Origin of the sequence: Streptomyces sp. NPDC053560 (assembly GCF_044544605.1) — a bacterium.
Taxonomy (GTDB): Bacteria; Actinomycetota; Actinomycetes; order Streptomycetales; family Streptomycetaceae; genus Streptomyces.
Genome location: NZ_JBITXI010000011.1, coordinates 79,604 through 105,314 on the forward strand (window position 1 = coordinate 79,604; position 25,711 = coordinate 105,314).

Consider the following 25,711-nt stretch of genomic DNA (forward strand, 5'->3'; position numbering starts at 1 on the left):
TCTGCGAGATCCGGTCCGTGAAGGGGCCGGATGGGTGCCGTATCGGGGCCGGATCCGCCCCTCGGAGGGCCGGACGGGACCGGATGCGGGTGACGGAAGCAGCGCCCGAATGGTGGCGCGTAAACGGTCCATATGTGGCGCGCGGAGGCCCTTGTGGCGGCGTGCACGGCGGGCAGGTGGCCCTGCGGTGACGCGTACGGGGCTTCGCGGTGACGCCCAGGAGCCCCGGTCGCGGCGGGTCCGGGGTGGCGGCGCGGACGGGTGGAGGCGGTGGGCGCGGGTCCGGTCGGGTGGTCCCGCGCCGTTGCGCTACCAGCGGAACGTGCGCATGCGCATCGCCTGCCGCATCCGGGCGGCGCGGGCGCGCCGGGGCTGGACGCGGTCGCGCAGCTCCTTGGCCTCGTTCAGCTCACGGAGGAACTGCGCCCGGCGCCGGCGGCGGGCCGCGTCCGGCTCGCCCTCCCCGCCGGCCGCCCGCGCGTCCATGGCCACCTTCTGCGCCGTGTCCTCGGGGCGTGGGGCCTCGGCGGCCGCCGGGTCCGGCGTCCCGCCGGGCGGTCCGGTCTCCCGGCCGCCCGTGGTGCGCCCCGCCGGGCGGTCGGGTCTGGTACCGCCCCCGTCGCCTCTCGCCGCACCGCGCGCGGCACCGGACCTGCGCGCGGCCGGCCGCGGGGTGCGCGAGCCCCCGGAAGGGCCGGGCGGGGACAAACTTCCTTCGGGCCGTGCGTCCTGATGGTTCTGGTGCGGCTGAGTGTTCTGGCGCGTCTGACCGCTCTGGCGAGTCTGGTGGTTCTGGCGAGTCTGACGGTTCTGCCGTGCGTCCTGACGGTTCTGCCGTGCGTCCTGACGGTTCTTCTGGTCGGGCATGAGCGACACCGCCTCGGGCCGAGGTCCTCGCCCGGAGGCCGGCCGGCGGTCCGGGCGTCTGTGCCCACTTTCCCCCGAAGTGCGGGGTTGATGCGAATCGATTGACGTTGGCCGAGGGGCCGGGCGTGGATGGCCGGTCTCCGTACGGACACCGGCGGGCGCCTCGGGGTCCCGGCCTCGGTTACTGTCGATGTCATGCGGATCCATGTCGTCGACCACCCGCTGGTGGCGCACAAACTCACCACTCTGCGCGACAAGCGCACCGATTCCCCCACGTTCCGGCGTCTCGCCGACGAGCTGGTCACCCTGCTCGCGTACGAGGCGACCCGCGATGTGCGCACCGAACAGGTCGACATCGAGACCCCGGTGACGGCGACCACCGGCGTCCGGCTCTCCCACCCCCGCCCGATGGTCGTGCCGATCCTGCGCGCGGGCCTGGGCATGCTGGACGGCATGGTGCGGCTGCTGCCGACGGCCGAGGTCGGCTTCATGGGCATGGTCCGCAACGAGGAGACGTACGAGGCGCAGACGTACGCCACCCGTATGCCGGAGGACCTCTCCGGGCGGCAGATCTACGTCGTGGACCCGATGCTCGCCACCGGCGGCACGCTGGTCGCGGCGATCAAGGAACTGATCCAGCGCGGGGCCGACGACGTGACGGCGCTCTGCCTGCTGGCCGCGCCCGAGGGCGTGCAGGTCATGGAGAAGGAGCTGGCCGGTACGCCGGTGACGCTGGTCACGGCCGCGGTCGACGAGCGGCTGAACGAGGACCGCTACATCGTCCCGGGCCTGGGCGACGCGGGCGACCGCATGTACGGGACGGCCGGCTGAGGCCAGGATCCGGCCGGGCACGGGCCCGGCCCGGGCAGGCCGGGAGCACGCCGGAGGCGCGGGCGCCGCGGGGCGCTCAGCAGCCCGGCGTGCCCGGCTTCTCCTTCGGCGGGGCGGTCAGCGCGGCGAGCGCGGCCTCGGCGTCCTTCTCCTTCGCCAGGGCCTTGAACTTGTTGCCGATGATCAGGTCGACCTCGCCGCCCTTGCGGCCGTCGGTCTTCCGCTCGACCCCGGCGGCCACCTGCGTGCCCAGCACCTTGAAGGAGCTGTCCGTCGCGGCCGGCGCGCCGAGGAGCAGGCCGGTGCCCTTGACCTTCTTGTCGTAGGCGGCGGGCGCGTTGCCCACCTCGCCGATCGTGAAGCCGCGCTTCTTGAGCGCGTCGGCGGTGCTCTTGGCGAGCCCGCTGCGGGTGGTCGCGTTGAGCACGTTGACCTTGACGGCCCTCGGCTTGGGCAGTGGCTTCGCCGTGCTGCGCGGTTTGGCGCCGTCCTGGCCCGCGGGGCACTTCGGTTTCTCCTGGGCGGCCTGCGCGGTGCCGCTCTGCCCGGTGAAGACGTCGATGAGCTGTACGGCGCCCCAGGCGCCGACGGCCAGCACGCAGGCGGAGGCCACGACTGTCATGGCGATCCTGCGGTCACGGCGGGGACGGCGCATCCGCGGATACCTGTCGCCCGTGATGCGGTACTTCTTACCGCCCATGCCGGGGGGCGTCAGCATGCTCATGTCCGCAGCGTAGTGCGGTGATGGCGCTCTGCCTATTAAATGATCTGTTCGTGGCGCGAGACCTGACCCGAAAGGGCCAATACCGGGCGCCACGGCTACGTTCCGTGAAGCTCGGGGCCGGTCTGCCGCCGGGCTCCGGCGCGCGTCAGTCCAGTTCGAGGACGCGGGCGTGCAGTACCTGGCGTTGCTGGAGGGCCGCCCGGACCGCGCGGTGCAGCCCGTCCTCCAGGTACAGGTCGCCCTGCCACTTCACGACGTGCGCGAACAGGTCGCCGTAGAAGGTGGAGTCCTCCGCGAGCAGCGTTTCCAGATCGAGCTGCTGCTTGGTGGTCACCAACTGGTCAAGGCGTACCGGGCGCGGGGCCACATCCGCCCACTGGCGGGTGCTCTCCCGGCCGTGATCGGGGTACGGCCGCCCATTTCCGATGCGCTTGAAGATCACACGGAAAGCCTACCGGTCACCCGGCCTCGGGCGCAGCCATGTCGCACGGGTGCGAAGTGGTGGTAACCGGCGCAAGAGGAGCAATGCGCCCGGTGTCGCCCGAGTACGGCGGAGCGTTCCGCCGGGACGGGCCCGGCGGAACGCGGCGGTACGGGGCCCGGCCGGAGATCGGGGGGCGTTCCCCGGCCGGGAGCTGTCACCAGAGGAGGGCGTCGGCCGGGTTGTCCTGCCAGTACGTCACCTTGGCGGCGCCCGGCTGGATGAAGACCGGGCCGCCCTTGACGGTGACGGACTTCAGGGCGGTGTCCCGGTTGACGGCCACCTCGATCCTGCTGGTCTTGAAGCCCTTCTCCGACGAGTCGGCGGCGGAGAGCGTCAGGCCCGCGTAGGCCGTCTCGCCGGGCGCGATGGTGACCACGGCCTGCGGCTGCGAGTCCTCGACGACCGGGGTGACCGCCTGCTGGTCCTTGTGGAGCCGCAGGAGCGGGTAGGTCTCGGCCGAGAAGTCGCAGGTCTTCTTCGAGGTGTTGGTCGCCTTGATCAGGACGTGGTTGATCGGGCGGCTGACGGTGCCGGCCTCGAACTTCAGCGCCGACGCCGCGCAGGGCGCGATCTTGGCGGGCGCCGGGCGGGCGGTCTGCGCCAGGGCGGGGCCGGCGGTCGCGGCCAGCGCGCCGGCGGCGATCAGGGAGGCGACGGCGACCTTGGCTGTCTTCTTCATGGTGGGTTCCCCCGTGACTGGTGACTTCGATGGCTGGTGGTGGTGCGCCGGCTGGTCCCTCCGGCACGACAACCACTCTGCCCCCGGGCGCTATTGGTCCGCTAACGTCCGGCTAACGCCGCCTATCCACTGCCAAATAGGATGAAGGCGGGCGGGAGTACGGAGAAACCGGGCGGGGCCGCGTGCGACGAAGCCGGGTGGCCGACGGACGGCCACCCGGCTTCGCGGGGGGCGGACCCCTGGACCGCACGGTCCACAGGTCCGCCGTCGGGGATCACATCGTGGAGACGTCGATGACGAAGCGGTAGCGGACGTCGCTCGCCTGCACCCGCCGGTACGCGTCGTTGATCTCCTCGGCGGAGATCACCTCGATCTGCGCGCCGATGCCGTGCGCCGCGCAGAAGTCCAGCATCTCCTGGGTCTCGGGGATGCCGCCGATGGACGAGCCGGCCATCGCCCGGTTGTTCTGGATCAGCGCGAAGGGCGACGTGCGGAGCGGCTGCTCGGGCGCGCCGACCTGGACCAGCGTGCCGTTCGTGCGGAGCAGGCCCAGGTACGCGCCCAGGTCCAGGTCCGCCGAGACGGTGTTGATGATCAGGTCGAAGGTGTTGGCCAGCTCCTCGAAGGTCGCCGGGTCGGAGGTGGCGCGGTAGTCGGAGGCGCCCAGCTTCAGGCCGTCCTCCTTCTTGCGCAGCGACTGGCTGAGGACGGTGACGTCGGCGCCCTGGGCCGCGGCGATCTGCACGGCCATGTGGCCGAGGCCGCCGAGTCCGACGACCGCGACCTTCTTGCCGGGGGCCGCGCCCCAGCGGGCGAGCGGCGAGTACACGGTGATGCCGGCGCACAGCAGGGGCGCGGCGACGTCCAGCGCGAGGCCGTCGGGGATGCGGACGGCGAAGTCCTCGGTGACCACCACGTGGGTGGAGTAGCCGCCGTAGGTGGGCTCGCCGTCGCGGCCCGTGGCGTTGTACGTCATCACGGGGCCGGAGCCGGTGCAGTGCTGCTCGAATCCGGCCTTGCAGTTGTCGCACTCCCGGCAGGAGTCGACCATGCAGCCGACGCCGACCCGGTCGCCCACCTGGTGGCGGGTGACCTCCGGGCCGGCCGCGGCGACCACGCCGGCGATCTCGTGGCCCGGGACCATCGGGAAGGTGCCCGGACCCCAGTCCGAGTCGACCTGGTGGATGTCGGAGTGGCAGATCCCCGCGTATTTGATCTCGATCAGGATGTCGTGCGCGCCGAGCTCGCGGCGCGGGATGGTGGTGCGCTCCAGGGGTGCCTTGGGCGCGGGTGCTGCATACGCGGTGACAGAGGTGTGTGTCATGACATCGAGCCTGCGGCAGAACGGAAAGCGGAGCCAGGCCACCCGTTTACGTACGAACGCCGTTGGTACCAATGCCAGTGACACCCTCGCCGTACCGCCGCGACCTGCGGTTTCGCAGAGTTGTCCACAGGCCACCGCGCGTTGTCGCCGAGATGCGGATACTTGGCCGTATGGACCAGCGCACCGAATTGAGCGAGTTTCTGCGCACCCGCCGTGCCCGTCTTCAGCCCGAGGACGTCGGACTGCCGCGGCACGGCGGGCGGCGACGGGTGCCGGGGCTGCGGCGGGAGGAGCTGGCGCAGCTGGCCGGCGTGAGCGTGGCGTACTACGTCCGCCTGGAGCAGGGCCACGGGCAGAACGTCTCCACGGCCGTCCTCGACGCGATATCCGGCGCGCTGCGGCTGAACGCCGCGGAGCGGGCGCACCTCAGCCACCTGGTCAAGCCGAAGGCCAAGCGTGCGCGCGGGGCCGGCCGCCCGCAGCGGGTGCGGCCCGCGCTCCAGCAGCTGCTGGACGCGATGGAGGGGATACCGGCGTACGTCGCGGGCCGCCGCCTGGACGTCATCGGGTGGAACCGCATGGCGTGCGCGCTGCTCGGTGACTACGGCGCGATGGAGCCGGAGCAGCGGAACGTCGCCTGGCAGGTCTTCCTGGACCCGGCGGCCCGCGACTTCTACGTCGACTGGGAGCGCAAGGCCGCCGACATCGTCTCCTACCTGCGGCTGGACGCCGGCTGTCACCCCGACGACCCCGAGCTCGCCTCGCTGATCGGGCGGCTGTCGCTCAAGAGCGAGGAGTTCCGGCAGCTCTGGGCCACGCACGACGTGCAGGACAAGGGCTTCGGGGTGAAGCGGCTGCACCATCCGGTGGTCGGGCCGCTGACCCTGTCGTACGAGACGCTGCGGCTGCCCGCCGACCCGGACCAGCAGCTGATCGTCTACAACGCGGAGCCCGGCTCGGCGTCGGCGGAGTCGCTGCGGCTGCTCGGCAGCTGGGCGGCGGAGGGCCCGGCGGACCGCTCATCGGCGGACCGCTCGCCGGTGAGCCAGGACTCCGCCGAACGACAGGACGCGGGGGGCTGACCCGGGGGAGCGGGAGGGGCGGCGGCCGGCCGGGAGGGCTGAAGCCGCCCCCGGGGGCAACACCGGCCGGTCCCTCGGGGAGAGCGCCGGACCCGGGCCCTACTTCGCCGCCGCCTTCTTCGCCGCCCGCTTCATCTCCTGCTTGTAGGCGCGGACCTCGGCGAGGGATTCCGGGCCGGTGATGTCGGCCACCGAGCGGCGGGAGTCCTCCTCGCCGTACGCGCCCGCTGCCTCGCGCCAGCCCTCGGGGCGCACGCCGAACTGCTTGCCGAGCAGGGCCAGGAAGATCTGGGCCTTCTGCTTGCCGAAGCCGGGCAGGTCGTTGAGGCGTTTCAGCAGCTCGGCGCCGGTGCCCGCGTCCCGCCAGACGGCTTCCGCGTCGCCGTCGTAATGCTCGACGAGGTACTGGCACAGCTGCTGCACCCGCTTGGCCATGGACCGCGGGTAGCGGTGCACGGCCGGCTTGCGGGCCAGCAGTTCCTCGAACGCTTCCGGATTCTGGGCCGCGATGGCGGGCGCGTCCAGGTCGTCGCCGTTCATCCGCCGGGCGATGGTGTACGGCCCTGTGAACGCCCACTCCATCGGCACCTGCTGGTCCAGCAGCATGCCCACCAGCGCGGCGAGCGGACTGCGGCCGAGCAGTTCGTCGGCTTCCTCCTGCTGTGCGACCCGCATCCTCACGTTCATGTGTTGATGATCCCTTCCGGCGCCGGACGTCGCATGTCCGGGCAAGCGTTTTCGTGCGACGATCCCCTGCATGCCGACCTTGAGCGAACTGATCCCCGCCGAAGCCGTGCGGCTGGACGTGGCGGCGGCGGACTGGCGGGAGGCCGTACGGGCGGCCGGCGATCTGATGGCCGCGACCGGTGCCAGTACCGGTGAGTACACCACGGAAATGATCGAGAACGTGGAGGAGAACGGGCCCTACATCGTTCTGGCGCCCGGCTTCGCCTTCGCGCACGCCCGCCCTTCGCCCGCGGTCCTGCGGACCGGTATGTCGTGGGTGCGGTTGGCCGAACCGGTGGAGTTCGGGCACGAGGCCAACGATCCGGTGACGCTCGTCGTCGGGCTCGCGGCGCGGGACTCCGGCGCGCACACCGACGCGATGGCCGCGCTGGCCCGGCTGCTGGCGGACCCGGAGAGCGAACGCGCGCTGCGCGAGGCGCCGACGCCCGAGGCGGTGCACGCAGTACTGGCGAGTCTGGACGCCCCGGAGCAGTCCGCGCCGTCCGCGGAATCGCCGGAGTCCGAGCGGTCGGCGGAGGCCGGGCCGTCGGCGGAGTCCGCACCGTCGCCGGAAGCCGAGCGGGCGGCGGAGCCGACGCGCCCCGAGGAGCGGCAGCCGGCCGGTGGCGGCGTCCCGCACAAGATCCTCACCGTCTGCGGCAACGGCCTGGGCACCAGCCTCTTCCTGAAGAACACCCTGGAGCAGGTGCTCGACCGCTGGGGCTGGTCCCGGTACGTCACCGTCGAGGCGACCGACACCATCTCCGCCAAGGGCAAGGCCGGCGAGGCCGTCGCCATCCTCACCTCGGGCGAGATCGCCAGAACGCTCGGCGACATCGGCGTCCCCGTGAAGGTCGTCGAGAACTTCACCAGTACGGGTGAGGTCGACCGCATCCTCCGCGACACCTACGACGTCCAGTAACGAAGGAACGCACCATGGACTGGCTCGTATCGATCGCCAAGTTCCTCGTCAACGAGGTCCTCAGCCAGCCGGCGTATCTGGTCGGCCTGATCACGGCCACCGGCCTCGTCGCCCTGAAGAAGTCCGCCGGTCAGGTCGTCGGCGGCGCCATCAAGGCGACGCTGGGCTTCCTGCTGATCGGGGCCGGCGCCGATCTCGTCGTCACGGCCCTCGCTCCGCTGGGCGAGATGATCCAGGGGGCGACCGGCGCGCACGGCGTCATCCCGACCAACGAGGCGATCGTCGGCATCGCGCAGCAGCAGTTCGGCGCCCGGGTCGCCTGGCTGATGATCGTCGGCTTCGGCGTCAGCCTGCTGCTGGCCCGCTTCACGCCGCTGCGGTACGTCTTCCTCACCGGCCATCACATGCTGTTCATGGCGACCCTGCTGACCATGGTGCTGGCCACCGCCGGCCAGTCCTCGGCGGTCGTGGTGCTGGCCGGCGGCGTGCTGCTGGGCATCCTGCTGGTCTCGATGCCGGCCTTCGCGCACCCGTGGACCAAGCGCATCACCGGTGACAACACCATCGCCATCGGCCACTTCGGCACGGCCGGGTACGTCGCCGCCGGCGCGACCGGACAGCTGGTCGGCGGGCGCAGCCGCAGTACGGAGGACATGAAGCTGCCCGAGGGGCTGCGCTTCCTGCGCGACTCGATGGTGGCCACCGCGCTGTCCATGGTGCTGATCTACGTGATCCTGGCGATCCTCTTCCTGGCCAAGGCCGGCCGGGAGACCGCGTTCAAGGCGTTCGGCTCCGACGGCGGCGCCGCCGCGACCGGCATCGGCAACTACCTGATGCAGTCGGTCATGCAGGGCCTGCAGTTCGGCATCGCCGTCGCGATCATCCTCTTCGGTGTGCGGACGATCCTGGGCGAGCTGGTCCCGGCGTTCCAGGGCATCGCCAAGAAGGTCGTGCCCGGCGCGCTGCCCTCGCTGGACGCGCCGATCGTCTTCCCGTACGCGCAGAACGCCGTCCTCATCGGCTTCCTGTGCAGCTTCCTCGGCGGCCTGGTCAGCCTCGGACTGCTGTCCGCGCTCTTCCACCCGTGGTTCGGCCTCGCGCTCGTCCTGCCGGGCCTGGTGCCGCACTTCTTCACCGGTGGCGCGGCCGGCGTCTACGGCAACGCGACGGGCGGCCGGCGCGGCGCGGCCCTCGGCGCCTTCGTCAACGGCGTCCTCATCACCTTCCTGCCCGCGCTGCTCCTGAAGGTGCTGGGCGCGTTCGGCGAGGAGAACACCACCTTCGGCGACGCCGACTTCGGCTGGTTCGGCTCGCTGATCGGCAACGCGGCGAAGGTGGGCGGCGCGGGCGCGGTCGTCCTGATGCTGGCCATCGGGGCGGTGGTGCTGGCCGGTGCCGTGGTGGTGCAGAAGCGGGTGGTGGAGACCGGCTGGGACCCGGGCGCCCGCCGGGACGCCGTACTGCCGCGGACCGGGGCGCCCGCGGCAGCGGCCCCGGCCACCACCACGACCGCGTACGCGAAGATCGCCCCGCCGGCCGGCGCGCCCACCCCGCCCCCGCCGCCGGAGTCCGACTGAACGACGAGGCCGGACGACCGCCGCCCGGCCGGGTGTCCGGTGTTCTCCGTTCAGCTCGTGTGTTGTTGCTCCAGCGGGCGCATCAGGAGCAGCATCGCGTCGTCGCGGGCGCGGGAGTCCCGGTGGCGCGCCAGGTCCGCTTCGAGCGTGTCCAGGACGACGGTGGGTTCGTGGCCGCAGAGTGAGGTGAGGCGCTCGGCGAGGGGGTAGAACTCCCCGTCCTGGTTCCGGCATTCGGCCACTCCGTCCGTGCAGAGCAGCAACCAGTCGCCGGGCGCCGGGCGCACCACCGTGGTCGGGCAGCGGTCCGCCACCATCCGCATCAGGCCGAGCGGGGCCGTCGCGTCCAGGCCGTCGAGCCACTGCGCCCGGCCGGCGCGGATCAGCAGGGGCGGCGGGTGGCCGCAGTTCAGCAGCTCGATCCGGCCGTCGTCGTGCACGTTGATGAGCAGCGCGGTCACGAAGCCTTCGCGGTGGTGGATGCGGGTGACGGAGGTGTCCATCCGCAGCGCGATGCCCGCCAGGCTGGGCTCGTGGTGCGCGAGTTCCCGCCAGATGTGCAGCGTCTCGGCGGCCGTCGCGACCACGTCCAGGCCCTTGCCGGACACATCGCCGATGAGCAGCCGTACGCCGAAGGGGGTGCGCTCGGCGCCGCAGATGTCGCCGCCGACCGTGGCACCGGGGGTGGCCGCGAGGTAGCGCGCCTCCAGCCGGACCCCGCCGACCCATTCGGGCGGCCGGGGCAGCACCGCCGCCTGGGTCACCTGGGCGAGCCGGCCGAGGCAGGCGATCTTGGTCTCCTGGCGGCGGCCGCGGCGGGCGGCGGCCCGGACCAGCGCGGTCACCGCGAGGACGCCCGCCAGCGCCACGGCGACGTTCAGCGGCCGGGCGCCCCAGCCCAGCGCCGCCACGCCCGCGAGCGCGGCGGCGCCCGCCCACAGCACCGACCGCCCGCTCGGCCGTCCGATGGCGGGCAGCGCGGCGACGGCGGGCATCAGCGGGAGGAAGAGCGGAGCGAGGTCCCGGGTGCGGCCCACTGCGACGCAGAGTGCCGCGAGTAATAGCGGAAACGTTCCTCGAACCAGCCTCACGGGTCTTCCGGGCGGCGGTGCGGCCGGAACGCAGGGTGGGACGCGTTCGGCCGGCGGAAGCTTCGGCATGACAGACCTGCCCGCTGAACGGCTGAAGCTCCTCAGCTTAGCCAGCGCACGATGCACGGGTCGTGCATATCGTTGAAATTGCAGGTGAGTGAGGTGCGTAAAGATCACTCGCGAGTCTCGGTGGGCGCGGCGCGGGCAGGAGCCGCAGGCGTCAGGAGTGGTTGACCGACCACGCCAGGAAGCGGTTCGTTACCGCGCGCTCCTCACCCGACCGGATCAGCTGCTGCCGGCCGTACGCCCGGGTCGCGTGCCGCATCCGGAAGGCGGTGGTCTCGGCGCCGTCAGGCACCGGCTCGATCAGCGACTGCCACGACAGGCCCGTGAAGGCCGCGGCGAGCGGACCGGGCGGCAGCCGGTGGTCGCCGCACACTTCCAGCGCGTGGGACAGCTCGAAGCCGCCGGGGAAGACGCTGCACCGCGCCCAGAGCAGCTGCTCCTGCGCCGTGCAGAGGCGGCGGCTCCAGCCGAGGGAGTCGCGCAGCGTCCGGTGCCGGCCGGGCAGGCCGGGCGCCGAGGCCGGCAGGTCGAGGGCGTCCTCGGGCCGGGCGAGGCAGGCGAGGACGTCGTCCGCCGAATGGTGCCCCAGCTGGTCCGCCGCGATGAGCACGGCCAGCGGCAGGCCCTCCATCAGCGCGCAGATGCGCCGGACCGTGCCGGGTGCCGGCTCGGCGCCCAGCCGGCGCGCGTGCGCCTCGAACAGCCCGGCCGCCGCCTCCAGCGGGAGGGGCGGCAGCGAATACAGTCCCGGCGTCTTCAGCGGGGTGCGGCTGGTGGCCAGGATGTGCAGGCCGGGGCAGGCGTCGATGAGTTCGGTGAAGACCTCGGTGCACGGCGCGGCCAGGTGCTCGCAGGTGTCCACGACCAGCAGGGCCGGGCAGTCGCCCAGCGTTTCGGCGAGAGCGCTCAGTTGGGGCTTCCCGGGACAGCCGTCGAGGCGCAGCGCCCGGGCCAGCCGGTGCGGTACCAGGTCGGGATCGCCGAGCGAGGCCAGGTCGGTACGGCCGACCACCGCCTCCGGGGCGAGCGCCGACCGCCGGGCCACCGCGCCGGCGAGTGCGCTCTTGCCCACGCCGCCGGGCCCGGTCACGGTCACCAGGCGGGTGTGCCGCAGCAGCTCCTCGACCTCTGCCAGTTCCGGCTGCCGCCCGGCGAACGTGAGCGGGCCGCTGCACTCCGAGTACTCCGATTCCTGCATGGGTCCCGCCTCCGAAGATGGCCTTCCGGAGGGCCGTCTCCGGAAGAGGAGGCCAGCCTCTCCGGCGGGGCGGGCTGCCGGCATCGGTGACCGGCCGGTGTAGGTATACCTATGGCGTCCGCCGCGGCATGGGGATCTCGAAGTGGACCGTCTCGACGCCCGGGCCGTGTTCGCCGGTCGCGCGGGCGTCGAAGACCTCCGTGGCCAGGCTGCGCCAGAAGGCGCCGCTGCCCTCGACCTTGACGTTGGTGTGCAGGTAGATCCGGGCATAGCCGGGGGTGCCGGCCACGAAGTCGCAGGCGTGCCGGACCATCGTGCGGGCCAGGCCGTGGCGCCGGTGGGCCGGGTCGACGTAGACGCGGACGAGCTGGGCCGTGGAGCCGGACGGGTAGCGGTCGGCGAGCCAGCGGGGGTGCGGCGGGTGGGCGGGGCCCGCCGACCGGATGCCGGTGGTGCCCACCACCTTGCCCTGATGGACGGCGACCAGCAGCAGGTGGCGCGGGTCGTCGAGGTAGGTGCCGGGGATGTCGACGACGTCCTGGTGCCACTGCGGCACATAGCCGTAGTCGAATTCCCGGTAGAGCGTGTCGAGCATGACGCGGCGTGCGCCCGCCACGTCGGCGGGTGTGGCGGACCGGATCGTGTACCCGGGGGTGTCGGGCTTCGCTGCGTGCGGGGTGACGGTGACAGTCATGGTGCTCCGTGCTTTCCGGTGGTCAGGGGGTCGGCAGGCCGGGGCCGGTGCAGTGCAGGTCGGCCGACGGTACGGTCCCGGCCTCCAGGTACGCGGCCGCCGCGCCGTCCACGCAGGCGTTGCCCCGGCTGGCGAACACCCCATGGGAGTAGTCGTCGTGCAGGGTCACCAGCCGGGAGCCGGGCAGCCGCCGCTGCATCGCGCGGGCGCCCGCGATCGGGGTGACGGGGTCGTGGTCGGAGGCGACCAGGAGGACGGGCGGCGCGGCGGGGCTGCCGAGCGCGGTGCGGTGGGCCGGCCGGTGGTGCCAGTACGCGCACACCGGGGCCTCCATGCCGGTGAGCACCGGCTGCGGGTCCAGGCGGCGCATCCGGCGCAGGTCGGCGATCACCCGGGCGGGCGTGGGCCCGGGCCCGTCCGCGCACTTGACGGTGCGGTTGGCGGCCTCGTACGTGCGCGATTCGGCGCCGCCGAAGGGGTCGGCCGGGCGGAGCCCCTCGACGCTCCGGTTCCGCAGGTACGCGCGGATGCCGTCGGCGAGATCCGCCCAGCGTTCGGTGCGGCCGAGCGCCCGGTACACGGTCCGGTCGAACTCCGCGGCGCCGAAGCCGGCCACGGGTCCGGCGGCGAGGCCGTCGCGGGCGCGCTGGTACGCGGCGCGGACCTCGGTGGCGCTGCCGCCCAGCCCGAAGCGCTTCTCGTGCGCGGCGGCCCAGCCGAAGAAGGTGTCGCGCTGGCGCAGCAGGGCCCGGCTCTGCCGGAGGTCGAAGTCGTACCAGTCCTCCGGGCCGACGACGCTGTCCAGCACCATCCGGCTTATTCGGTGCGGGAATTGCGCGGCGTAGGCGGCGCCCAGGTAGGTGCCGTAGGACACGCCGAGATAGGCGATGCGCCGCTCGCCGAGGGCCGCGCGGAGCGCGTCCATGTCGCGCGCCGTCCCGGTGGTGGAGAGGTGCGGGAGGGCGGCGCCGACGCCGGTGGCGCAGTCGTCGGCGGTGCGGCGGAGGGAGTCGAGGTAGTCGTGCTCGGCGGCGGGGGTCCGCGGCACGGGGTCCTGCCCCGGCGCGTCGAAGAGGCCGCCCATCGGACCGCAGTCGGCGGGTGCGCTGTGTCCCGTGCCACGCGGGTCGAACCCGATCACGTCGTACGAACGACGCACGCTCTCGGGGAGTTTGGCGCGCTTGGTCACGGCGTACGGGAGGCCGGAGCCGCCGGGGCCGCCCGGGTTCACGAGCAGGACACCGCGCCGCTCGTCGGCGGGCCCCGAGGCCGGTACGCGCGAGACGGCGATGCGTATCTGCCGGCCCTCGGGGCGGTCGTGGTCCAGCGGGACGCTCAGCTCGCCGCACTCGACGCGGTCGGGGGCCGGCGGGTCCGGCACGGAGTCGGGGCAGGCGCCGAAGTGCAGCCCGGATGACCGGGGGGCGGCGGCGTGCGCGGGGGCGGCGGGCAGCAGCGCGGCGGCGGTGGCCGCGAGGGCGCACAGCAGGCCGGAGCGGTGGACGGCGGTGGTCACAGGTCTCGCATTCAGGGCAGTGGCGGGGGCAGCGTCTCTTCGGGGATGACTTGAAAATGATTATCGTTTACAGTGTGGGGCGGTCAAGCCGGATGGCTCCGTCAGGACGCGTCCCGGGCTCGGCCGACGTCCGCAACGCACCGCCGGAGAAGGGGAATCGTGGCTCATCTGCTGATGGTCGAGAGCTGGGTCGGAGCGATGAGCAGGCTGCTGCCGCGCGCGATCCGCGAGGGCGGGCACGAGTTCACCTTCCTCACCCGCGACCTGCACCACTACCTGCGGAGCGCGCCCGAGGGCGCCGCCCATCCGCTGCTCGGCGCCCGCAACGTGCTGACCGCCGACACCAACGACCTGGACACGCTGCTGCCGTACGCCGAGCGGCTGCACGCCGCGCTCGGCTTCGACGGCGTGCTCACCTCCTGCGACTACTACCTGCCCACCGTCGCGCGGATCGCCGGGCACCTGGGCCTGCCGGGCCCGGCACCGGAAGCGGTCGAGAGCGCCTGCCGCAAGGACGCCACCCGCCGGGTGCTCGCGGACGCCGGGCTGCCCCAGCCACGGTTCGCCGTCTGCGCCGACCGGTCCGAGGCGGCCGCCGCCGCGGCGGAGATCGGCTACCCGCTGGTCCTCAAGCCGGTGGACCTCTGCGCCGGGATGTTCGTACGCGAGGTCGCCGACGAGGCGGAGCTGCAGCGCGCCTACCGCGCCGTCGAGGACTTCCCCGTCAACGCGCGCGGCCAGCGCCGGGCGCCCGTCGTCCTGCTCGAAGAGCTGCTCATCGGCCCCGAAGTCAGCGTCGAGACCGTGACGCACGCCGGCAGTACGCACGTCATCGGGGTGACCGACAAGAGCGTGGGCGGCGCGCCGGCCTTCATCGAGACCGGCCACATGTTCCCCGCGGCGCTCCCCGCCGCCGACGCGGCGGCCGCGGCCGACACCGCCGTCCAGGCCGTCAAGGCGCTCGGCCTGGACGACGTCGTCGGGCACACCGAGATCAAGCTGACACCCGGCGGGCCACGCATCGTCGAGGTCAATCCGCGCCCCGCCGGCAACCGCATCACCGAGCTGATCCGCCATGTCACCGGCATCGACGTGGCCGCCGCCTGCGTGGACGTCGCGCTCGGCCGGCGGCCCGACGCGACCGTACGGGACACCGGGCTGCGCAGCGCCGCGATCGGCTTCCTCGTGCCCCGGGAGGCGGGCGTGCTGACCGGCATCGACGGCGGTGAGACCGTGCGCGAGGCGGACGGCGTACTGGAGCTCCAGCTCGCCGAGGCGGGCAAGGACGTCAAGGCGGCCGGCAGCAACAACGAGTACCTCGGCCACGTCATGGCCGGCGACCCGGACGGGCCGGGCGCCCGCGCCCGCGTCGAGGGCCTGCTGTCCGCACTGCGCCCGCGGGTGGCGGCCCGATGAGCCCCGCCGCCGACGGCCCCTGTACCGCCGCCTCCTACGACGACCTGGTGGCCCGCGTCCTGGCGGGCGCGTACGGCCCCGACCCGGCCGGCCTGCGGATCTCCGTCGCCTTCAGCACCCGGCAGGCGGTACGCCACGCCGGGCGCAGCGGCGGCTACCGCAACGAAGTGCTCAGCCTGCGGCTCGGCGCGGCGGTCGGCTCGTGCGCGGTGGAGCCCGGCGCCCTGACCGACGCGGCCGTCGAGGCGTGCGTCGGCGCGGACCTCGCCGGGCTGCTGGCGCACGAGCTGCTGCCCGTACGGATCGCCGCCCTGGACGCGTACCTGATGCACGTCCTGCCGCACGAAGCGGCGCCCGGCGCCCGGCCCTTCCCGCTGCCCGCCGGCAGCTCGCTGGAGAAGTCCCGGGCCCGCGCGCGGGCCGTCGTCGAGCTGCTCGACGTGGCGCCCGGCGCCCGCGTGCTGGTCGTCGGCGTCGTCAACTCGCTGCTGGAGGCGCTGCGCGAGCGCGGCCTCACGTACGTGCCGTGCGACCTCAAGGGCGGGACGACCGAGTGGGACGAACCGGTCGCCACCGACGCGCTCGCCGAACTGGGCCGCTGCGACGCGGTGCTGGCGTCCGGCATGACGCTGGGCAACGGCACCTTCGAGGCGCTGCGCGCGCACGCCGCCGCGCACGGCACCCCGCTGGTGATGTTCGCGCAGACCGGCAGCGCCGTGCTGCCGCGGTTCCTCGGGGCCGGGGTGAGCGCGGTGTGCGCCGAGCCGTACCCGTTCTTCTGGCTGGACGGCGGCCCCGGCACCGTCCACCGGTACCGTGACGCCGGGGCCGCCGCCGCTTCCGGCCGCCGTACCGCCGGGGCCGCCGCATGACCACGGCCGTCCTGCACCCCACCGCCAACCCGCAGCTGCTCGCCCTGCTGGGCCGCTCCCCGCTGGCCCGGATCACCGCGGACCTGCCCTGCCCGCACCCCGGCTTCTGGGCCAAGCTCGAAGGGCTCGCCCCGGGCGGCATGAAGGCGCGGGCCGCCGTGTCCATGCTGCTGGGTGCCAAGGAGCGCGGCGAACTCCGGCCCGGCGCACCCGTCGTGGAGTCCACCTCCGGCACGCTCGGCGTCGGCCTGGCCTTCGCCGGACAGGCCCTCGGCCACCCCGTGGTTCTCGTCGGCGACACCGAACTGGAGCCGTCGATGCGGCAGTTGCTGCGGACGTACGGCGTCCGGCTGGAGCTGGTGGCCCGCCCGGCGGCCGAGGGCGGCTGGCAGGCCGCGCGCCTCGCCAGGCTGCGGGCCCTGCGCGCCGAACTGCCCGACGCGTACTGGCCCGACCAGTACAACAACCCCGACAACATCGCCGGATACGCCTCGCTCGCCGCCGAGATCGCCGCCGACCTGGACCACCTCGACGTCCTGGTGTGCAGCGTCGGCACCGGCGGCCACAGCGCGGGCATCATCGGCCCGCTGCGGCGGCACTGGCCCGGCCTGCGGCTGATCGGCGTCGACGCCACCGGCTCCACGATCTTCGGGCAGCCCGCCCGGCCACGGCTGATGCGCGGCCTGGGCAGCAGCATCCACCCGCGCAATGTCGCCTACGACGCGTTCGACGAGGTGCACTGGGTCGGCCCCGCCGAGTCCGCCGACACCTGCCGCCGGCTGGCCGCGGGGAACTTCGTCAGCGGCGGCTGGAGCACCGGCGCGGTCGCCCTGGTCGCGGCCTGGGCGGCGCGTGTCCACCCCGGCGCGGTCGTCGCCACCGTCTTCCCCGACGGCCCGCAGCGGTACCTCGGCACCGTCTTCGACGACGACTTCGCCGCCGCGCACGGGCTCGACCCGGCCACCGCCGCCACCCGCCCCGTCGAGATCCCGCACCCGCGGGCCGCCGAGGCCACGGGGTGGACGCGCTGCCGGACGGTCGCCGATCCGCTCGCCGCCCCGCTCCCCGCCATCCGACCCGCCCCCTGGGAAGGGACCCCGTGAAGTTCAGCCAGCGCACCGTACGGCTCCGGCTCACCGAGCCGCTGCGCATCTCCCGCTCGACGATGGCGGCCCGCGACGCCGTCTGGCTCGCCGTCGAACACCAAGGACAGCGCGGCTACGGCGAGGCCGTGGCCAGCGTTTACTACGGTCTGGACGCCGCCACCATCGGCCGGCTGTTCCGCGAAACCGCCCTGGAACTCGCCCGCTTCGACAGCCCCGAGGCGGCGCTCGACGCGCTCCGCGCCGGGGAGCTGCCCGCGCCGGGCACCCCGCCCGCCGTGACCGCCGCCGTCGAGTCGGCCCTGCTCGACCTCGTGGGCAAGCGCGCCGACGTCCCCGTGCACCGGCTCCTCGGGGCCCGGGAGGCGCCCCGGGCCGCGACGGCGCGCACCCTCGGCATCGGCTCCCGCCGGCAGGCGGCGGAGGAGGCCGGCCGGCTGGCCCGGCACGGCTTCTCCGTCCTCAAGGTCAAGGCCGGTTCGCCCGACCCGGAGGACGACCTGGAGCGGGTACGCGCGGTGCGCGAGGCAGCCCCGTACGCCCGGCTGCTGCTCGACCCCAACGGCGCCTGGTCCGCCGAACAGGCCCGCGCCCTGCTGCCCCGGTACGCCGACCTCGGCGTCGAGGCCGTCGAGCAGCCGCTCGCGCCCGGCGATCCCGAGGCGCTGGCCCGGCTCGCCGAGCGGTCCCCGCTGCCCGTCATCGCCGACGAGGACGCGGTCTCCTTCGAGGACGCCCGGCGGCTGGCCGGGCGGGTGCACGGCATCAACGTCAAGCTCGCCAAGTGCGGCGGCGTGCACGCGGCCCTGCGCATCGCCGAGCTGATATCCGGCAGCGGCACCGGTCTGATGCTCGGCTGCCTGACCGCCAGCTCTCTCGGGCTCGCCCCCGCCGTCCACCTCGCCGACCGCGCCCGCTGGACCGACCTCGACGGCCACCTGCTGCTCTCCCACGACCCCTGGACCGGCCTCGGGGGCACGGACGGCACCGTACGCGCGGGCCGCGGCCCCGGCCTGGGCGTCCGCCCGGTACCCGGCGCCGACCTGCCGCACCCGGCCCCCGGCCCGGACGGCCTGCTCGCGGAGGTGCCCCGGTGACCAAGATCTGGCACGAGATGCGCGGCTTCCCGCTCGCCATCCGCCTCCTGCTGGTCAACCAGCTCGGCGTCAACACCGGCTTCTACCTGCTCATCCCGTACCTCGCCGTGCACCTGGGCGAGGACCTGGGGATGTCGGCCGCGGTCGTCGGCATCGTGCTCGGCGTCCGCAACCTCAGCCAGCAGGGCCTGTTCCTCATCGGCGGCTCGGCCGCCGACCGGCTCGGCGCCCGCGGCGTCATCATCGCGGGCTGCGCCCTGCGCACCGTCGGCTTCGCGCTCTTCGCGCTCGGCGACGGCCTGGCCGTGCTGCTCGCCGCCTCCGTCCTGAGCGGACTGGCCGGTGCGCTGTTCAATCCGGCCGTGCGCGCCTACCTGGCGCAGGAGGCGGGGGAGCGCAAGGCGGAGGCGTTCGCGCTGTTCAACGTGTTCGCGACCACCGGCGCGCTGGTCGGCCCGCTGCTCGGCTCCGCCCTGCTGCTCGTCGACTTCCGGGCCTCCGCGCTCACCGCTGCCGCGATCTTCGCCGTACTGACCGCTGCCCAGGCAGCCGTCCTGCCCGCCCGCTCCGTCGTCCCCACGAAGAACTCCGTCCTCGGCGACTGGCGCGAGGTCGTCGGCAACCGCACCTTCCTGGCCTTCGCGCTCGCCATGGTCGGCATGTTCACCATGGAGAACCAGCTGTACCTGCTGCTGCCCGACGGCGCCCGCCGGGCCACCGGCTTCGACGGCGCCGCCGGCATCGTCTTCCTCGTCGGCACCGTCGCCAACCTCACCCTCCAACTGCGCCTGACCCGCGCCCTGAAGGAACGCGGCAGCCGAGCCCGCTGGATCGCTGCCGGACTCGGCCTGATGGGCCTGGCGTTCGTCCCGCCGATGGCCGTCGCGGGGCTGTCCGGGCCGCCCGGCTCCCTCGGCGCCGCCGCGCTGCGCGCCCTGCCCGTACTGCTCGGCGCGCTGCTGCTCTACCTCGGCGTCATGGTCGCCCAGCCGTTCGTGATGGAGCTGATCCCCGACTTCGGCCGCGCCGAACTGACCGGCACCTACTTCGGCCTGTTCTACGTCGTCTCCGGCATCGCGGCCGCCGCCGGCAACGCCGTCGTCGGCTGGGCCATGGACACCGGCGGGCGTACCGGCGCCGACTGGCTGGCCTGGGCCTGCTGCCTGGCGTTCGGGCTGCTGTCCGCCGCCGGCGTGGCCTGGCTGCACCGGCTGCGCGGACTGCCCGCCCGTACGCCCGCCGCACCCGTGGCGGTGGCCGCGTGACCATCCTGGAAGGAACCACCGTGAGCAGCGGCATACCGGTGGCCGACGCCCCGTCGGCCCGCAATCTCCTGACCGACAACCCGGAGCTGTACGAGGCCCGGTTCCCCGACGACGAGCGGCTGGCCGGCCGCTGGACCGAGGACTGCCTGCTCCGCCACGGGGCGGGCCCGCGCGTCCTGGACATCGGCTGCGGCACCGGACGCGACGCCGCGCACCTGTACCGGGCCGGGCGGTCGGTCGTCGGCGCCGACCTCTCCGAGGCGATGCTCGCGTACGCCCGCACGCACCACCCCGGGCCTTCCTACGTACCGGCCGACCTGCGCCGCTTCCGCTTCCCCGCGCGCTCCTTCGACGCCGTGGTCTGTCTGGACAGCGCCCTGCTGTACTGCCACACCAACGACGACCTCGACGGCTTCCTCGCCTCCTGCCGGCGGAGCCTGGCGCCGGGCGGCCTGCTCGTCGCGGAGATGCGCAACGGCGCGTTCTTCCTCGGCCGCACCGAACTCCTCGACACCCCGGCCACCACCGGCTTCACCTGGCAGGGCACCACCTGGACCGCGACCACCACCCTCACCGTCGACCGCGCCGCGCAGCTGTTGCGCCGCACCCGCGTGTGGACCGCCGACGACGGCACCCCGCCGCACGAGCAGCGCTCCGCGTGGCGGCTGCTCTTCCCCCAGGAGCTGCGCCACTTCCTCGCCGCGCACGGCTTCGAGGTACTGGCCCTGCACGACGGGCCGGGGCCGCGCACCGAACCCGCCTGGCTGGAGGGCGACGGGCCGGGGCGGCGCCTGGACGCGGACCGGCTGCACGTCGTCGCCCGGCTGACACACCCCGCTTGATGCCACCGCGGCTGACGCACCCCGTCTGGTGCACACCACCTGACCGCATCCGCCCGTACCCGTACGTCGTACCGCGCACCTCGTACCCGAAGGACACCGTCATGCCCCCTGCCCCCCTCGACGACTCCCGCTTCCCCGGCCTGCGCCGCCGCGGATTCCTCGCAGCCGCCGGCGGCGCGGCCGGGCTCGGCGCGCTCGCGCTGGCGGGCTGCGGCGGCCCCGGCGGCTCCGGTGCCGCCGCGGGCGGCGACGGCAAGCCCCGGCGCGGCGGCACGCTGCGGGCCGCGTTCGCCGGCGGTGGCGCGAGCGAGACCCTCGACCCGCACCGCACCAACCTCTTCGCCGACGCCGCCAGGGCCAAGGCCCTCTTCGACAAGCTCGCCGACTACGGCAACGACCTCTCGGCACAGCCGCGGCTGGCCGCCTCCTGGGAGCCCAACGACGGCCTGGACCGCTGGCGCGTGAAGCTGCGCAAGGCCACCTTCCACGACGGCGGGCCGGTGACCGCCGCCGACGTCCTCTACAGCTATCGCCGCATCGCCGACCCGAAGGAGGGCTTCCGCGCCAAGGCGTCCCTGGAGCCCATCGACCTCAAGGCGAGCCGGGCCGTCGACCGCCGCACGGTCGAGTTCGTCCTGAAGCGCCCCACCGCCGAATTCCCCAACGTCCTTGCCGCGTTCGGCGCGTACATCGTCCCCGAGGGCGCGACCGAATTCGACAGGAAGCCGGTGGGCAGCGGCCCGTTCCGCTTCGTCTCCTTCACGCCCGGCCGCTCCACCGTCGTCGAACGGTACGACGACCACTGGGACGGCGCGCCGCACCTGGACCGGCTGGAGTTCCTCGTCGCCAACGAGGAGTCGGCCCGCGTCAACTCCCTGCTGGGCGGGCAGGTCGAGTACGCCCACGAACTGACCCCGACCACCGCCCGCGCCCACGAGGGCAAGGGACAGATCGAGATCATCAGGCTGCGCAACAGCGCCATGCAGGCGTTCGCCATGAAGACCGACCGTGCGCCGTTCGACGACAAGCGCGTCCGCGAGGCGTTCTTCCTGATCGCCGACCGCAAGGAGCTGGTCGAGGGCGCCCTGTCCGGCGCCGGCGAGATCGGCAACGACCTGTTCGGCAAGGGGTACGAGTACTACGCCGACGGCCTGCCGCAGCGCACCCAGGACCTCGACAAGGCCCGCCACCTGCTGAAGAAGGCGGGCGCCGACGGGCTGAAGGTCACCCTGGACACCTCCGACGTCGCTTCGGGCTTCACCGAGGCCGCGTCGATCTTCCGCGACCAGGCCGCCGAGGCCGGGGTGCACGTGAAGGTGCGCACGGGCAGCAAGGACACCTACTGGGCCGACACCCTGGACTCCGGGACGCTCGCCAGCTACCGCTCCGGCGCCATGCCCATCGAGTCCCACCTCTCCCAGCGCCTGCTCACCGACTCCACCACCAACGCCACCCACTGGCACCACAAGGACTTCGACGCCCTCTACCAGCAGGCCCAGTCGACCAAGGACAAGAAGGAACGGGCGGCCGTCTACGGACGCATGCAGCGCCGCCTGTACGCCGAGGGCGGCTTCCTGGTCTGGGGCTTCGCCGACTGGATCCTCGGCACGGCGAAGAACGTCCGGGGCGTCACGCACGAAGCGCCCGCCAACACCCTGGACTGGGCCCGCTTCGACAAGGTGTGGCTGGCGTGACCGCCACCGGAGCCCCGAGGGCCGCGCGCCTCGCCAAGGAGGCGCGCGGCAGCGGCCTGCGGTCCTGGGTGATCCGCAGACTGCTGCTCGGCGCCGGCCAGACCGTCGCCGTCGTCCTGCTGGTCTTCGCCCTCACCGAGGCCCTGCCGGGCGACGCGGCCGTGGCCCTCGCCGGCGACCAGCCCGACCCGGCGCGCATCGCCGCGATCCGCGAGGCCCTGCACCTGGACCGGCCCGCGCACGAACGCCTCGCCGCCTGGGCCGCCGGCCTCCTGCACGGCGACTTCGGCACCTCCCTCACCTCGGGACGCCCGGTCGCCACGTACCTCGCGAACGGCGTCGGCCCGACCGTGCTGCTCGCCGGCCTCACCGTCGCCCTGCTCGTACCGCTCTCCGTCGGCCTGGGCGTCCTCGCGGCCCGCCACGAGGGCCGGTCCGCCGACCGCGTCATCAGCGCGGTGACGCTGGGCATCTACGCCGTACCGGAGTTCGCCTTCGGCGTCCTCCTCGTCACGGTCTTCGCGCTGCGCCTGGGCTGGCTCCCGCCGACCGCCGTCGGCTACGGCAGCGACCTGCTCGCCCACCCCGCCGCGCTCGTCCTTCCGGTCCTCGTCCTGCTCGCCCGGCCGGTCTGCTCGCTGGTCCGGCTGGTCCGCGCCGGCATGATCGACGCGCTGGCGTCGCCGTACGCCGCACAGGCCCGCCGGTACGGCATCGCCGGCGCGCGCATCCGGTACACGCACGCCCTGCCCAACGCCGTCGCGCCCGCCGCCCAGCAGCTCGCCCGCACCATCGACTGGCTGCTGTGCGGCGTCATCGTCGTGGAGGCCCTCTTCGCGATCCCCGGGCTCGGCACGGTCCTGATGAACGCCGTCGCCGAGCGCGACGTCCCGGTCATCCAGGGCCTGGCGGTGGTCTTCGGGCTCACCGCCGTCGTCCTCAACCTCGGCGCGGACCTGGTGGCCCGCCGGTTCGCACCCCGGGCGGGGGTGGCCGCGTGAGAACGCCCGTACGTCGCCGCACCGCCGAGCGGACCATACGTACCCTCCGCCCGGGCCGCTTCCTCCTCGGCCTGCTCCTCGTCGCCGTCCCCCTGCTCCTCGCCCTCCTCGGCCCGCTGCTCGCGGGCGAACCGGGCCCCCGCGCCGCCTCCTTCACCCTCGGCGCCGGGCACTGGGCCGGCACCGACTTCGTCGGCCGGGACGTCTGGCGGCAGGTGCTGCTCGGCGGCCGCACCGTCGTCCTCACCGCGCTTTGCGCGACGGCACTGGCGTACGCGGTGGCCCTGCCGCTCGGCCTCGCCGCCGCGCTGACCCACCGCAGCCGGCTCGAAGACCTCCTGATGCGCCCGCTGGACGTGCTCCTCGCGATCCCGTCCCTGCTGCTGATCCTGCTGGTCGCCGCCGTCTTCTCGCCCGGCGCCGTGGGCCTCGCGCTGCTCGTCGCGCTGGTCAACATTCCGGACGCCGCGCGCATCATCCGCGCCACCGCGGCGGAGGCGGCGGCGCGCCCGGCGGTCGAGGCGCTGCGGATGCAGGGCGAGAGCTGGTGGCGGATGGCCGTGGGCTACGTCGGCCGCTCGGCCCTGCGCACCCTCGCCGCCGACGCCGGCACCCGGCTGACCGGCGTCCTCTACCTCGTGGCCACCGCCGCCTTCCTCGGCGTCGGCGTGGCCCCGGACGCCGCGGACTGGGCGGTCATGGTCGACCGCAACCGCACGGGCCTGTTCGTCCAGCCCTGGGCCGTCGTCCTGCCCGCCGTACTGATCGTCGCCCTGACCATGGGCACCAACCTGCTCTTCGACGCGGCACTGACGGGCCGGGCCCGACGCCGGACGCCCCTCCGCGCCCTGCCGCGGCCCCGGAAGGAGAAGCACGCGTGAACGGCACCGAGCCCACCTCCCTGTACGCCGCGGCCACACCGGTCGCGGAGATCGTGAACCTGCGGGTGGCGATGCCGGAACGCGGCACGGCCGACGGGTACGGTCCTGCTGACGCGGGAGGCGGCAGCAAAGGCACTTCGGCCCGCTCCGCCCGCCCCCTCGTCGACGGCGTCTCCCTCCGCCTCCACGCCGGCCGGATCACCGCGCTGGTCGGCGCCTCGGGCAGCGGCAAGACGACCACCGGGCTGGCGCTGCTGGGCGAATACCCGGCGGGTGCGCAGGTGACCGGCGAGGTCCGCGTACCGGACGGCCTCGTCGGCTACGTCCCCCAGCACCCGGCCGCCGCCCTCAACCCCGCGCGCCGGGTCGACGCCCTCCTCCGCGACATCGCCCGCGCGCAGGTGCGCGACCTGCCCCGTCGCGACCGCCGTGCGGCCGTCACCGAACGGGTCCTGCGCGCCTGCGCGGACGCCCAACTGAACGACGCCAAGGACCTGTTGTGCCGCTACCCTCATCAGCTCTCCGGCGGCCAGCAGCAGCGCGTCGTCCTCGCCCAGGCGCTCCTCACCGGCGCCCGGGTGGTGATCGCCGACGAGCCGACCACCGGCCAGGACGCGCTCACCAAGCGCCGCATCGTCGATCAGCTCGCCGCGGTGGCCCGCCGGGGCATCGCCGTACTCCTCCTCAGCCACGACCTGGACGTCGTACGGGCCCTGGCCGACGACCTCCACGTCCTGCGCGCGGGCCGCATTCTCGAATCCGGCCCGGCGGACCGGCTCCGGCAGGACCCCCAGCACCCCTGGACCCGCGAACTCCTCGCCTCCGAAGCCACTCCGGCCGACACCTCGGTGGACGCCGCGACGGCAGGCCCGGCCAACGCGACCTCAGAGGTCCTCCCGGCTCCCGAAGCCCCCCTTCTCCACATCTCCTCACTCACCGCCCGCCACCACCGCACCCCCGTCCTCCGCCTCCCCGGCCTCTCCCTCCGCGCCGGTGAGTGCCTGGCCGTGGTCGGCAGATCGGGCAGCGGCAAGACGACCCTCGGCCGCTGCATGGCCGGACTGCACCGCACCTACGACGGCGAGATCCGGCTCGACGGCGAGGTCCTGCCCCACAGCCTCCGCGCCCGCACCCCCGCCCAACTGGCCGCCGTCCAGTACGTCTTCCAGGACGCCCGCGCCGCCTTCGACGAACACCGCCCCGTACTGGACCAGGTGGCCCGCACGGCCGTCCGGCTGCGCAACGTTCCCACCGCCGAGGCCCTGACCGAGGCGGACGACACCCTCGCCGCCCTCGGCCTCCCCGCCGACCTCGTCCGCCGCCGCCCCCAGCGGCTCTCCGGCGGTGAGCTGCAGCGCGCCGCCCTGGCCCGCGCCCTCCTGGCCCGCCCCCGCGTCCTCATCTGCGACGAGATCACCTCGGGCCTGGACACCCTCACCCGCCGGTCGCTGCTGGCCCACCTCACCGGCCTGCTCCGCACCCGCCCCGACCTGGCCCTGGTACTGATCACCCACGACCGCGACACCGCCGCCCTCGCCACCCACACCGCCGTCCTCGACAACGGCCGCCTGGCCGAACACGGCCCCACCCCCCACCTCCTGGATTCCCCCACCCACCCCACCACAGCAGCCCTCCTCCAACCCCCGGACAACTGGGCGGCGGGGGTGTCCGTATGACCGCCCCGCCGTCCGCTCGTGGCGAGGGGCCCGCACCTCATGGTGCGGGCCCCCCGCCCCCGGGGGGGCCGGCCGCGACGGGG

General features: G+C 74.0%; 24 protein-coding genes. 14 read left to right on the top strand and 10 right to left on the bottom strand.

All coding sequences use genetic code 11. The features are described 5' to 3' along the window. Positions 1–309: 309 nt before the first annotated feature. Positions 310–486 (bottom strand): hypothetical protein, encoded by a 177-nt coding sequence (locus ACIGQF_RS26035; protein ID WP_399715133.1) that lies wholly within the window; start codon positions 484–486, stop codon positions 310–312. Between the two features lie 576 nt (positions 487–1,062). Here ACIGQF_RS26035 and upp point away from each other — a divergent pair. Further along, positions 1,063–1,698 (top strand): uracil phosphoribosyltransferase, encoded by a 636-nt coding sequence (upp, locus tag ACIGQF_RS26040; protein ID WP_361552984.1) that lies wholly within the window; start codon positions 1,063–1,065, stop codon positions 1,696–1,698. 76 nt (positions 1,699–1,774) lie between these two features. Here the strand turns inward: upp and ACIGQF_RS26045 are convergent, their stop codons facing one another. From ACIGQF_RS26045 to ACIGQF_RS26060, 4 genes are all read right to left on the bottom strand, one after another. Then, positions 1,775–2,416, bottom strand: coding sequence for a LytR C-terminal domain-containing protein (locus tag ACIGQF_RS26045; RefSeq protein WP_399715098.1), 642 nt, complete (start codon positions 2,414–2,416; stop codon positions 1,775–1,777). Between the two features lie 151 nt (positions 2,417–2,567). Then, on the bottom strand, positions 2,568–2,864 hold the full coding sequence (locus ACIGQF_RS26050; protein WP_004943146.1) for a type II toxin-antitoxin system VapB family antitoxin: 297 nt from the start codon (positions 2,862–2,864) through the stop codon (positions 2,568–2,570). Between the two features lie 196 nt (positions 2,865–3,060). Beyond that, positions 3,061–3,585: a DUF4232 domain-containing protein gene (locus tag ACIGQF_RS26055; RefSeq protein WP_399714634.1), complete on the bottom strand. Its 525-nt coding sequence runs from the start codon at positions 3,583–3,585 to the stop codon at positions 3,061–3,063. Positions 3,586–3,859: 274 nt separating this feature from the next. Next, positions 3,860–4,909, bottom strand: coding sequence for an NAD(P)-dependent alcohol dehydrogenase (locus tag ACIGQF_RS26060; RefSeq protein WP_399714637.1), 1,050 nt, complete (start codon positions 4,907–4,909; stop codon positions 3,860–3,862). Between the two features lie 170 nt (positions 4,910–5,079). Between ACIGQF_RS26060 and ACIGQF_RS26065 the strand changes: the two genes are divergently transcribed. Further along, positions 5,080–5,991, top strand: coding sequence for a helix-turn-helix domain-containing protein (locus ACIGQF_RS26065; RefSeq protein ID WP_399714640.1), 912 nt, complete (start codon positions 5,080–5,082; stop codon positions 5,989–5,991). A 99-nt stretch (positions 5,992–6,090) separates the two neighbouring features. On the opposite strand, the gene ACIGQF_RS26070 is transcribed toward ACIGQF_RS26065, so the two are convergent. Next, entirely contained in the window at positions 6,091–6,678 is a 588-nt protein-coding gene (locus tag ACIGQF_RS26070) for an HhH-GPD-type base excision DNA repair protein (RefSeq protein ID WP_399714643.1), read from the bottom strand. Positions 6,679–6,748: 70 nt separating this feature from the next. On the opposite strand from ACIGQF_RS26070, the gene ACIGQF_RS26075 reads away from it, so the two are divergent. After that, on the top strand, positions 6,749–7,639 hold the full coding sequence (locus tag ACIGQF_RS26075) for a PTS sugar transporter subunit IIA (RefSeq protein ID WP_399714646.1): 891 nt from the start codon (positions 6,749–6,751) through the stop codon (positions 7,637–7,639). A 14-nt stretch (positions 7,640–7,653) separates the two neighbouring features. Continuing rightward, positions 7,654–9,216 carry a PTS ascorbate transporter subunit IIC gene (locus ACIGQF_RS26080; RefSeq protein ID WP_399714649.1) on the top strand — a complete coding sequence of 521 codons (1,563 nt, stop codon included), beginning with the start codon at positions 7,654–7,656 and terminating at the stop codon, positions 9,214–9,216. A gap of 50 nt (positions 9,217–9,266) precedes the next feature. On the opposite strand, the gene ACIGQF_RS26085 is transcribed toward ACIGQF_RS26080, so the two are convergent. The 4 genes from ACIGQF_RS26085 to ACIGQF_RS26100 all read right to left on the bottom strand — a co-directional run bounded on the left by ACIGQF_RS26085 (position 9,267) and on the right by ACIGQF_RS26100 (position 13,781). Continuing rightward, positions 9,267–10,253 (bottom strand): PP2C family protein-serine/threonine phosphatase, encoded by a 987-nt coding sequence (locus tag ACIGQF_RS26085; RefSeq protein WP_399714651.1) that lies wholly within the window; start codon positions 10,251–10,253, stop codon positions 9,267–9,269. 274 nt (positions 10,254–10,527) lie between these two features. Beyond that, the gene (locus tag ACIGQF_RS26090; RefSeq protein WP_399714654.1) at positions 10,528–11,571 is read right to left on the bottom strand and encodes an ATP-binding protein; all 1,044 of its coding nucleotides are present in this window, start codon (positions 11,569–11,571) and stop codon (positions 10,528–10,530) included. A 109-nt stretch (positions 11,572–11,680) separates the two neighbouring features. Continuing rightward, the gene (locus ACIGQF_RS26095) at positions 11,681–12,265 is read right to left on the bottom strand and encodes a GNAT family N-acetyltransferase (protein WP_399714656.1); all 585 of its coding nucleotides are present in this window, start codon (positions 12,263–12,265) and stop codon (positions 11,681–11,683) included. A gap of 22 nt (positions 12,266–12,287) precedes the next feature. Further along, entirely contained in the window at positions 12,288–13,781 is a 1,494-nt protein-coding gene (locus tag ACIGQF_RS26100; protein WP_399714658.1) for an alpha/beta fold hydrolase, read from the bottom strand. A 159-nt stretch (positions 13,782–13,940) separates the two neighbouring features. Here ACIGQF_RS26100 and ACIGQF_RS26105 point away from each other — a divergent pair, with 159 nt between their 5' ends. The 10 genes from ACIGQF_RS26105 (at position 13,941) to ACIGQF_RS26150 (ending at position 25,628) form a co-directional block, all read left to right on the top strand. Then, positions 13,941–15,197, top strand: a complete 1,257-nt coding sequence (locus tag ACIGQF_RS26105) for an ATP-grasp domain-containing protein (protein ID WP_399714661.1) — start codon at positions 13,941–13,943, stop codon at positions 15,195–15,197. Continuing rightward, entirely contained in the window at positions 15,194–16,069 is an 876-nt protein-coding gene (locus tag ACIGQF_RS26110) for a Rossmann-like domain-containing protein (RefSeq protein ID WP_399714664.1), read from the top strand. Before ACIGQF_RS26105 ends, ACIGQF_RS26110 begins: the two co-directional genes overlap by 4 nt. After that, positions 16,066–17,172, top strand: a complete 1,107-nt coding sequence (locus tag ACIGQF_RS26115) for a PLP-dependent cysteine synthase family protein (RefSeq protein ID WP_399714667.1) — start codon at positions 16,066–16,068, stop codon at positions 17,170–17,172. Before ACIGQF_RS26110 ends, ACIGQF_RS26115 begins: the two co-directional genes overlap by 4 nt. After that, complete coding sequence (locus ACIGQF_RS26120) at positions 17,169–18,269, top strand: dipeptide epimerase (RefSeq protein WP_399714670.1); 1,101 nt, start codon at positions 17,169–17,171, stop codon at positions 18,267–18,269. The genes ACIGQF_RS26115 and ACIGQF_RS26120 overlap by 4 nt, the downstream gene beginning before the upstream one ends. Positions 18,270–18,286: 17 nt before the next feature. Then, positions 18,287–19,534 (top strand): MFS transporter, encoded by a 1,248-nt coding sequence (locus ACIGQF_RS26125; RefSeq protein ID WP_399715101.1) that lies wholly within the window; start codon positions 18,287–18,289, stop codon positions 19,532–19,534. Between the two features lie 20 nt (positions 19,535–19,554). Beyond that, entirely contained in the window at positions 19,555–20,376 is an 822-nt protein-coding gene (locus ACIGQF_RS26130; RefSeq protein WP_399714673.1) for a class I SAM-dependent DNA methyltransferase, read from the top strand. 101 nt (positions 20,377–20,477) lie between these two features. Beyond that, on the top strand, positions 20,478–22,070 hold the full coding sequence (locus ACIGQF_RS26135; RefSeq protein ID WP_399714675.1) for an ABC transporter substrate-binding protein: 1,593 nt from the start codon (positions 20,478–20,480) through the stop codon (positions 22,068–22,070). Then, the gene (locus tag ACIGQF_RS26140; RefSeq protein ID WP_399714678.1) at positions 22,067–23,071 is read left to right on the top strand and encodes an ABC transporter permease; all 1,005 of its coding nucleotides are present in this window, start codon (positions 22,067–22,069) and stop codon (positions 23,069–23,071) included. Before ACIGQF_RS26135 ends, ACIGQF_RS26140 begins: the two co-directional genes overlap by 4 nt. Then, on the top strand, positions 23,068–23,952 hold the full coding sequence (locus ACIGQF_RS26145) for an ABC transporter permease subunit (protein ID WP_399714681.1): 885 nt from the start codon (positions 23,068–23,070) through the stop codon (positions 23,950–23,952). Before ACIGQF_RS26140 ends, ACIGQF_RS26145 begins: the two co-directional genes overlap by 4 nt. A gap of 71 nt (positions 23,953–24,023) precedes the next feature. Next, positions 24,024–25,628 carry an ABC transporter ATP-binding protein gene (locus tag ACIGQF_RS26150; protein WP_399715104.1) on the top strand — a complete coding sequence of 535 codons (1,605 nt, stop codon included), beginning with the start codon at positions 24,024–24,026 and terminating at the stop codon, positions 25,626–25,628. Positions 25,629–25,711: the final 83 nt, after the last annotated feature.

Excerpts from the sequence above, each read along its gene's own strand:
- ACIGQF_RS26035 (WP_399715133.1), bottom strand. The coding sequence starts at position 486 with ATGGACGCGCGGGCGGCCGGCGGGGAGGGCGAGCCGGACGCGGCCCGC.
- upp (WP_361552984.1), top strand. The coding sequence starts at position 1,063 with ATGCGGATCCATGTCGTCGACCACCCGCTGGTGGCGCACAAACTCACC.
- ACIGQF_RS26045 (WP_399715098.1), bottom strand. The coding sequence starts at position 2,416 with ATGCTGACGCCCCCCGGCATGGGCGGTAAGAAGTACCGCATCACGGGC.
- ACIGQF_RS26055 (WP_399714634.1), bottom strand. The coding sequence starts at position 3,585 with ATGAAGAAGACAGCCAAGGTCGCCGTCGCCTCCCTGATCGCCGCCGGC.
- ACIGQF_RS26060 (WP_399714637.1), bottom strand. The coding sequence starts at position 4,909 with ATGACACACACCTCTGTCACCGCGTATGCAGCACCCGCGCCCAAGGCA.
- ACIGQF_RS26065 (WP_399714640.1), top strand. The coding sequence starts at position 5,080 with ATGGACCAGCGCACCGAATTGAGCGAGTTTCTGCGCACCCGCCGTGCC.
- ACIGQF_RS26070 (WP_399714643.1), bottom strand. The coding sequence starts at position 6,678 with ATGAACGTGAGGATGCGGGTCGCACAGCAGGAGGAAGCCGACGAACTG.
- ACIGQF_RS26075 (WP_399714646.1), top strand. The coding sequence starts at position 6,749 with ATGCCGACCTTGAGCGAACTGATCCCCGCCGAAGCCGTGCGGCTGGAC.
- ACIGQF_RS26080 (WP_399714649.1), top strand. The coding sequence starts at position 7,654 with ATGGACTGGCTCGTATCGATCGCCAAGTTCCTCGTCAACGAGGTCCTC.
- ACIGQF_RS26090 (WP_399714654.1), bottom strand. The coding sequence starts at position 11,571 with ATGCAGGAATCGGAGTACTCGGAGTGCAGCGGCCCGCTCACGTTCGCC.
- ACIGQF_RS26095 (WP_399714656.1), bottom strand. The coding sequence starts at position 12,265 with ATGACTGTCACCGTCACCCCGCACGCAGCGAAGCCCGACACCCCCGGG.
- ACIGQF_RS26110 (WP_399714664.1), top strand. The coding sequence starts at position 15,194 with ATGAGCCCCGCCGCCGACGGCCCCTGTACCGCCGCCTCCTACGACGAC.
- ACIGQF_RS26115 (WP_399714667.1), top strand. The coding sequence starts at position 16,066 with ATGACCACGGCCGTCCTGCACCCCACCGCCAACCCGCAGCTGCTCGCC.
- ACIGQF_RS26125 (WP_399715101.1), top strand. The coding sequence starts at position 18,287 with ATGCGCGGCTTCCCGCTCGCCATCCGCCTCCTGCTGGTCAACCAGCTC.
- ACIGQF_RS26135 (WP_399714675.1), top strand. The coding sequence starts at position 20,478 with ATGCCCCCTGCCCCCCTCGACGACTCCCGCTTCCCCGGCCTGCGCCGC.
- ACIGQF_RS26150 (WP_399715104.1), top strand. The coding sequence starts at position 24,024 with ATGCCGGAACGCGGCACGGCCGACGGGTACGGTCCTGCTGACGCGGGA.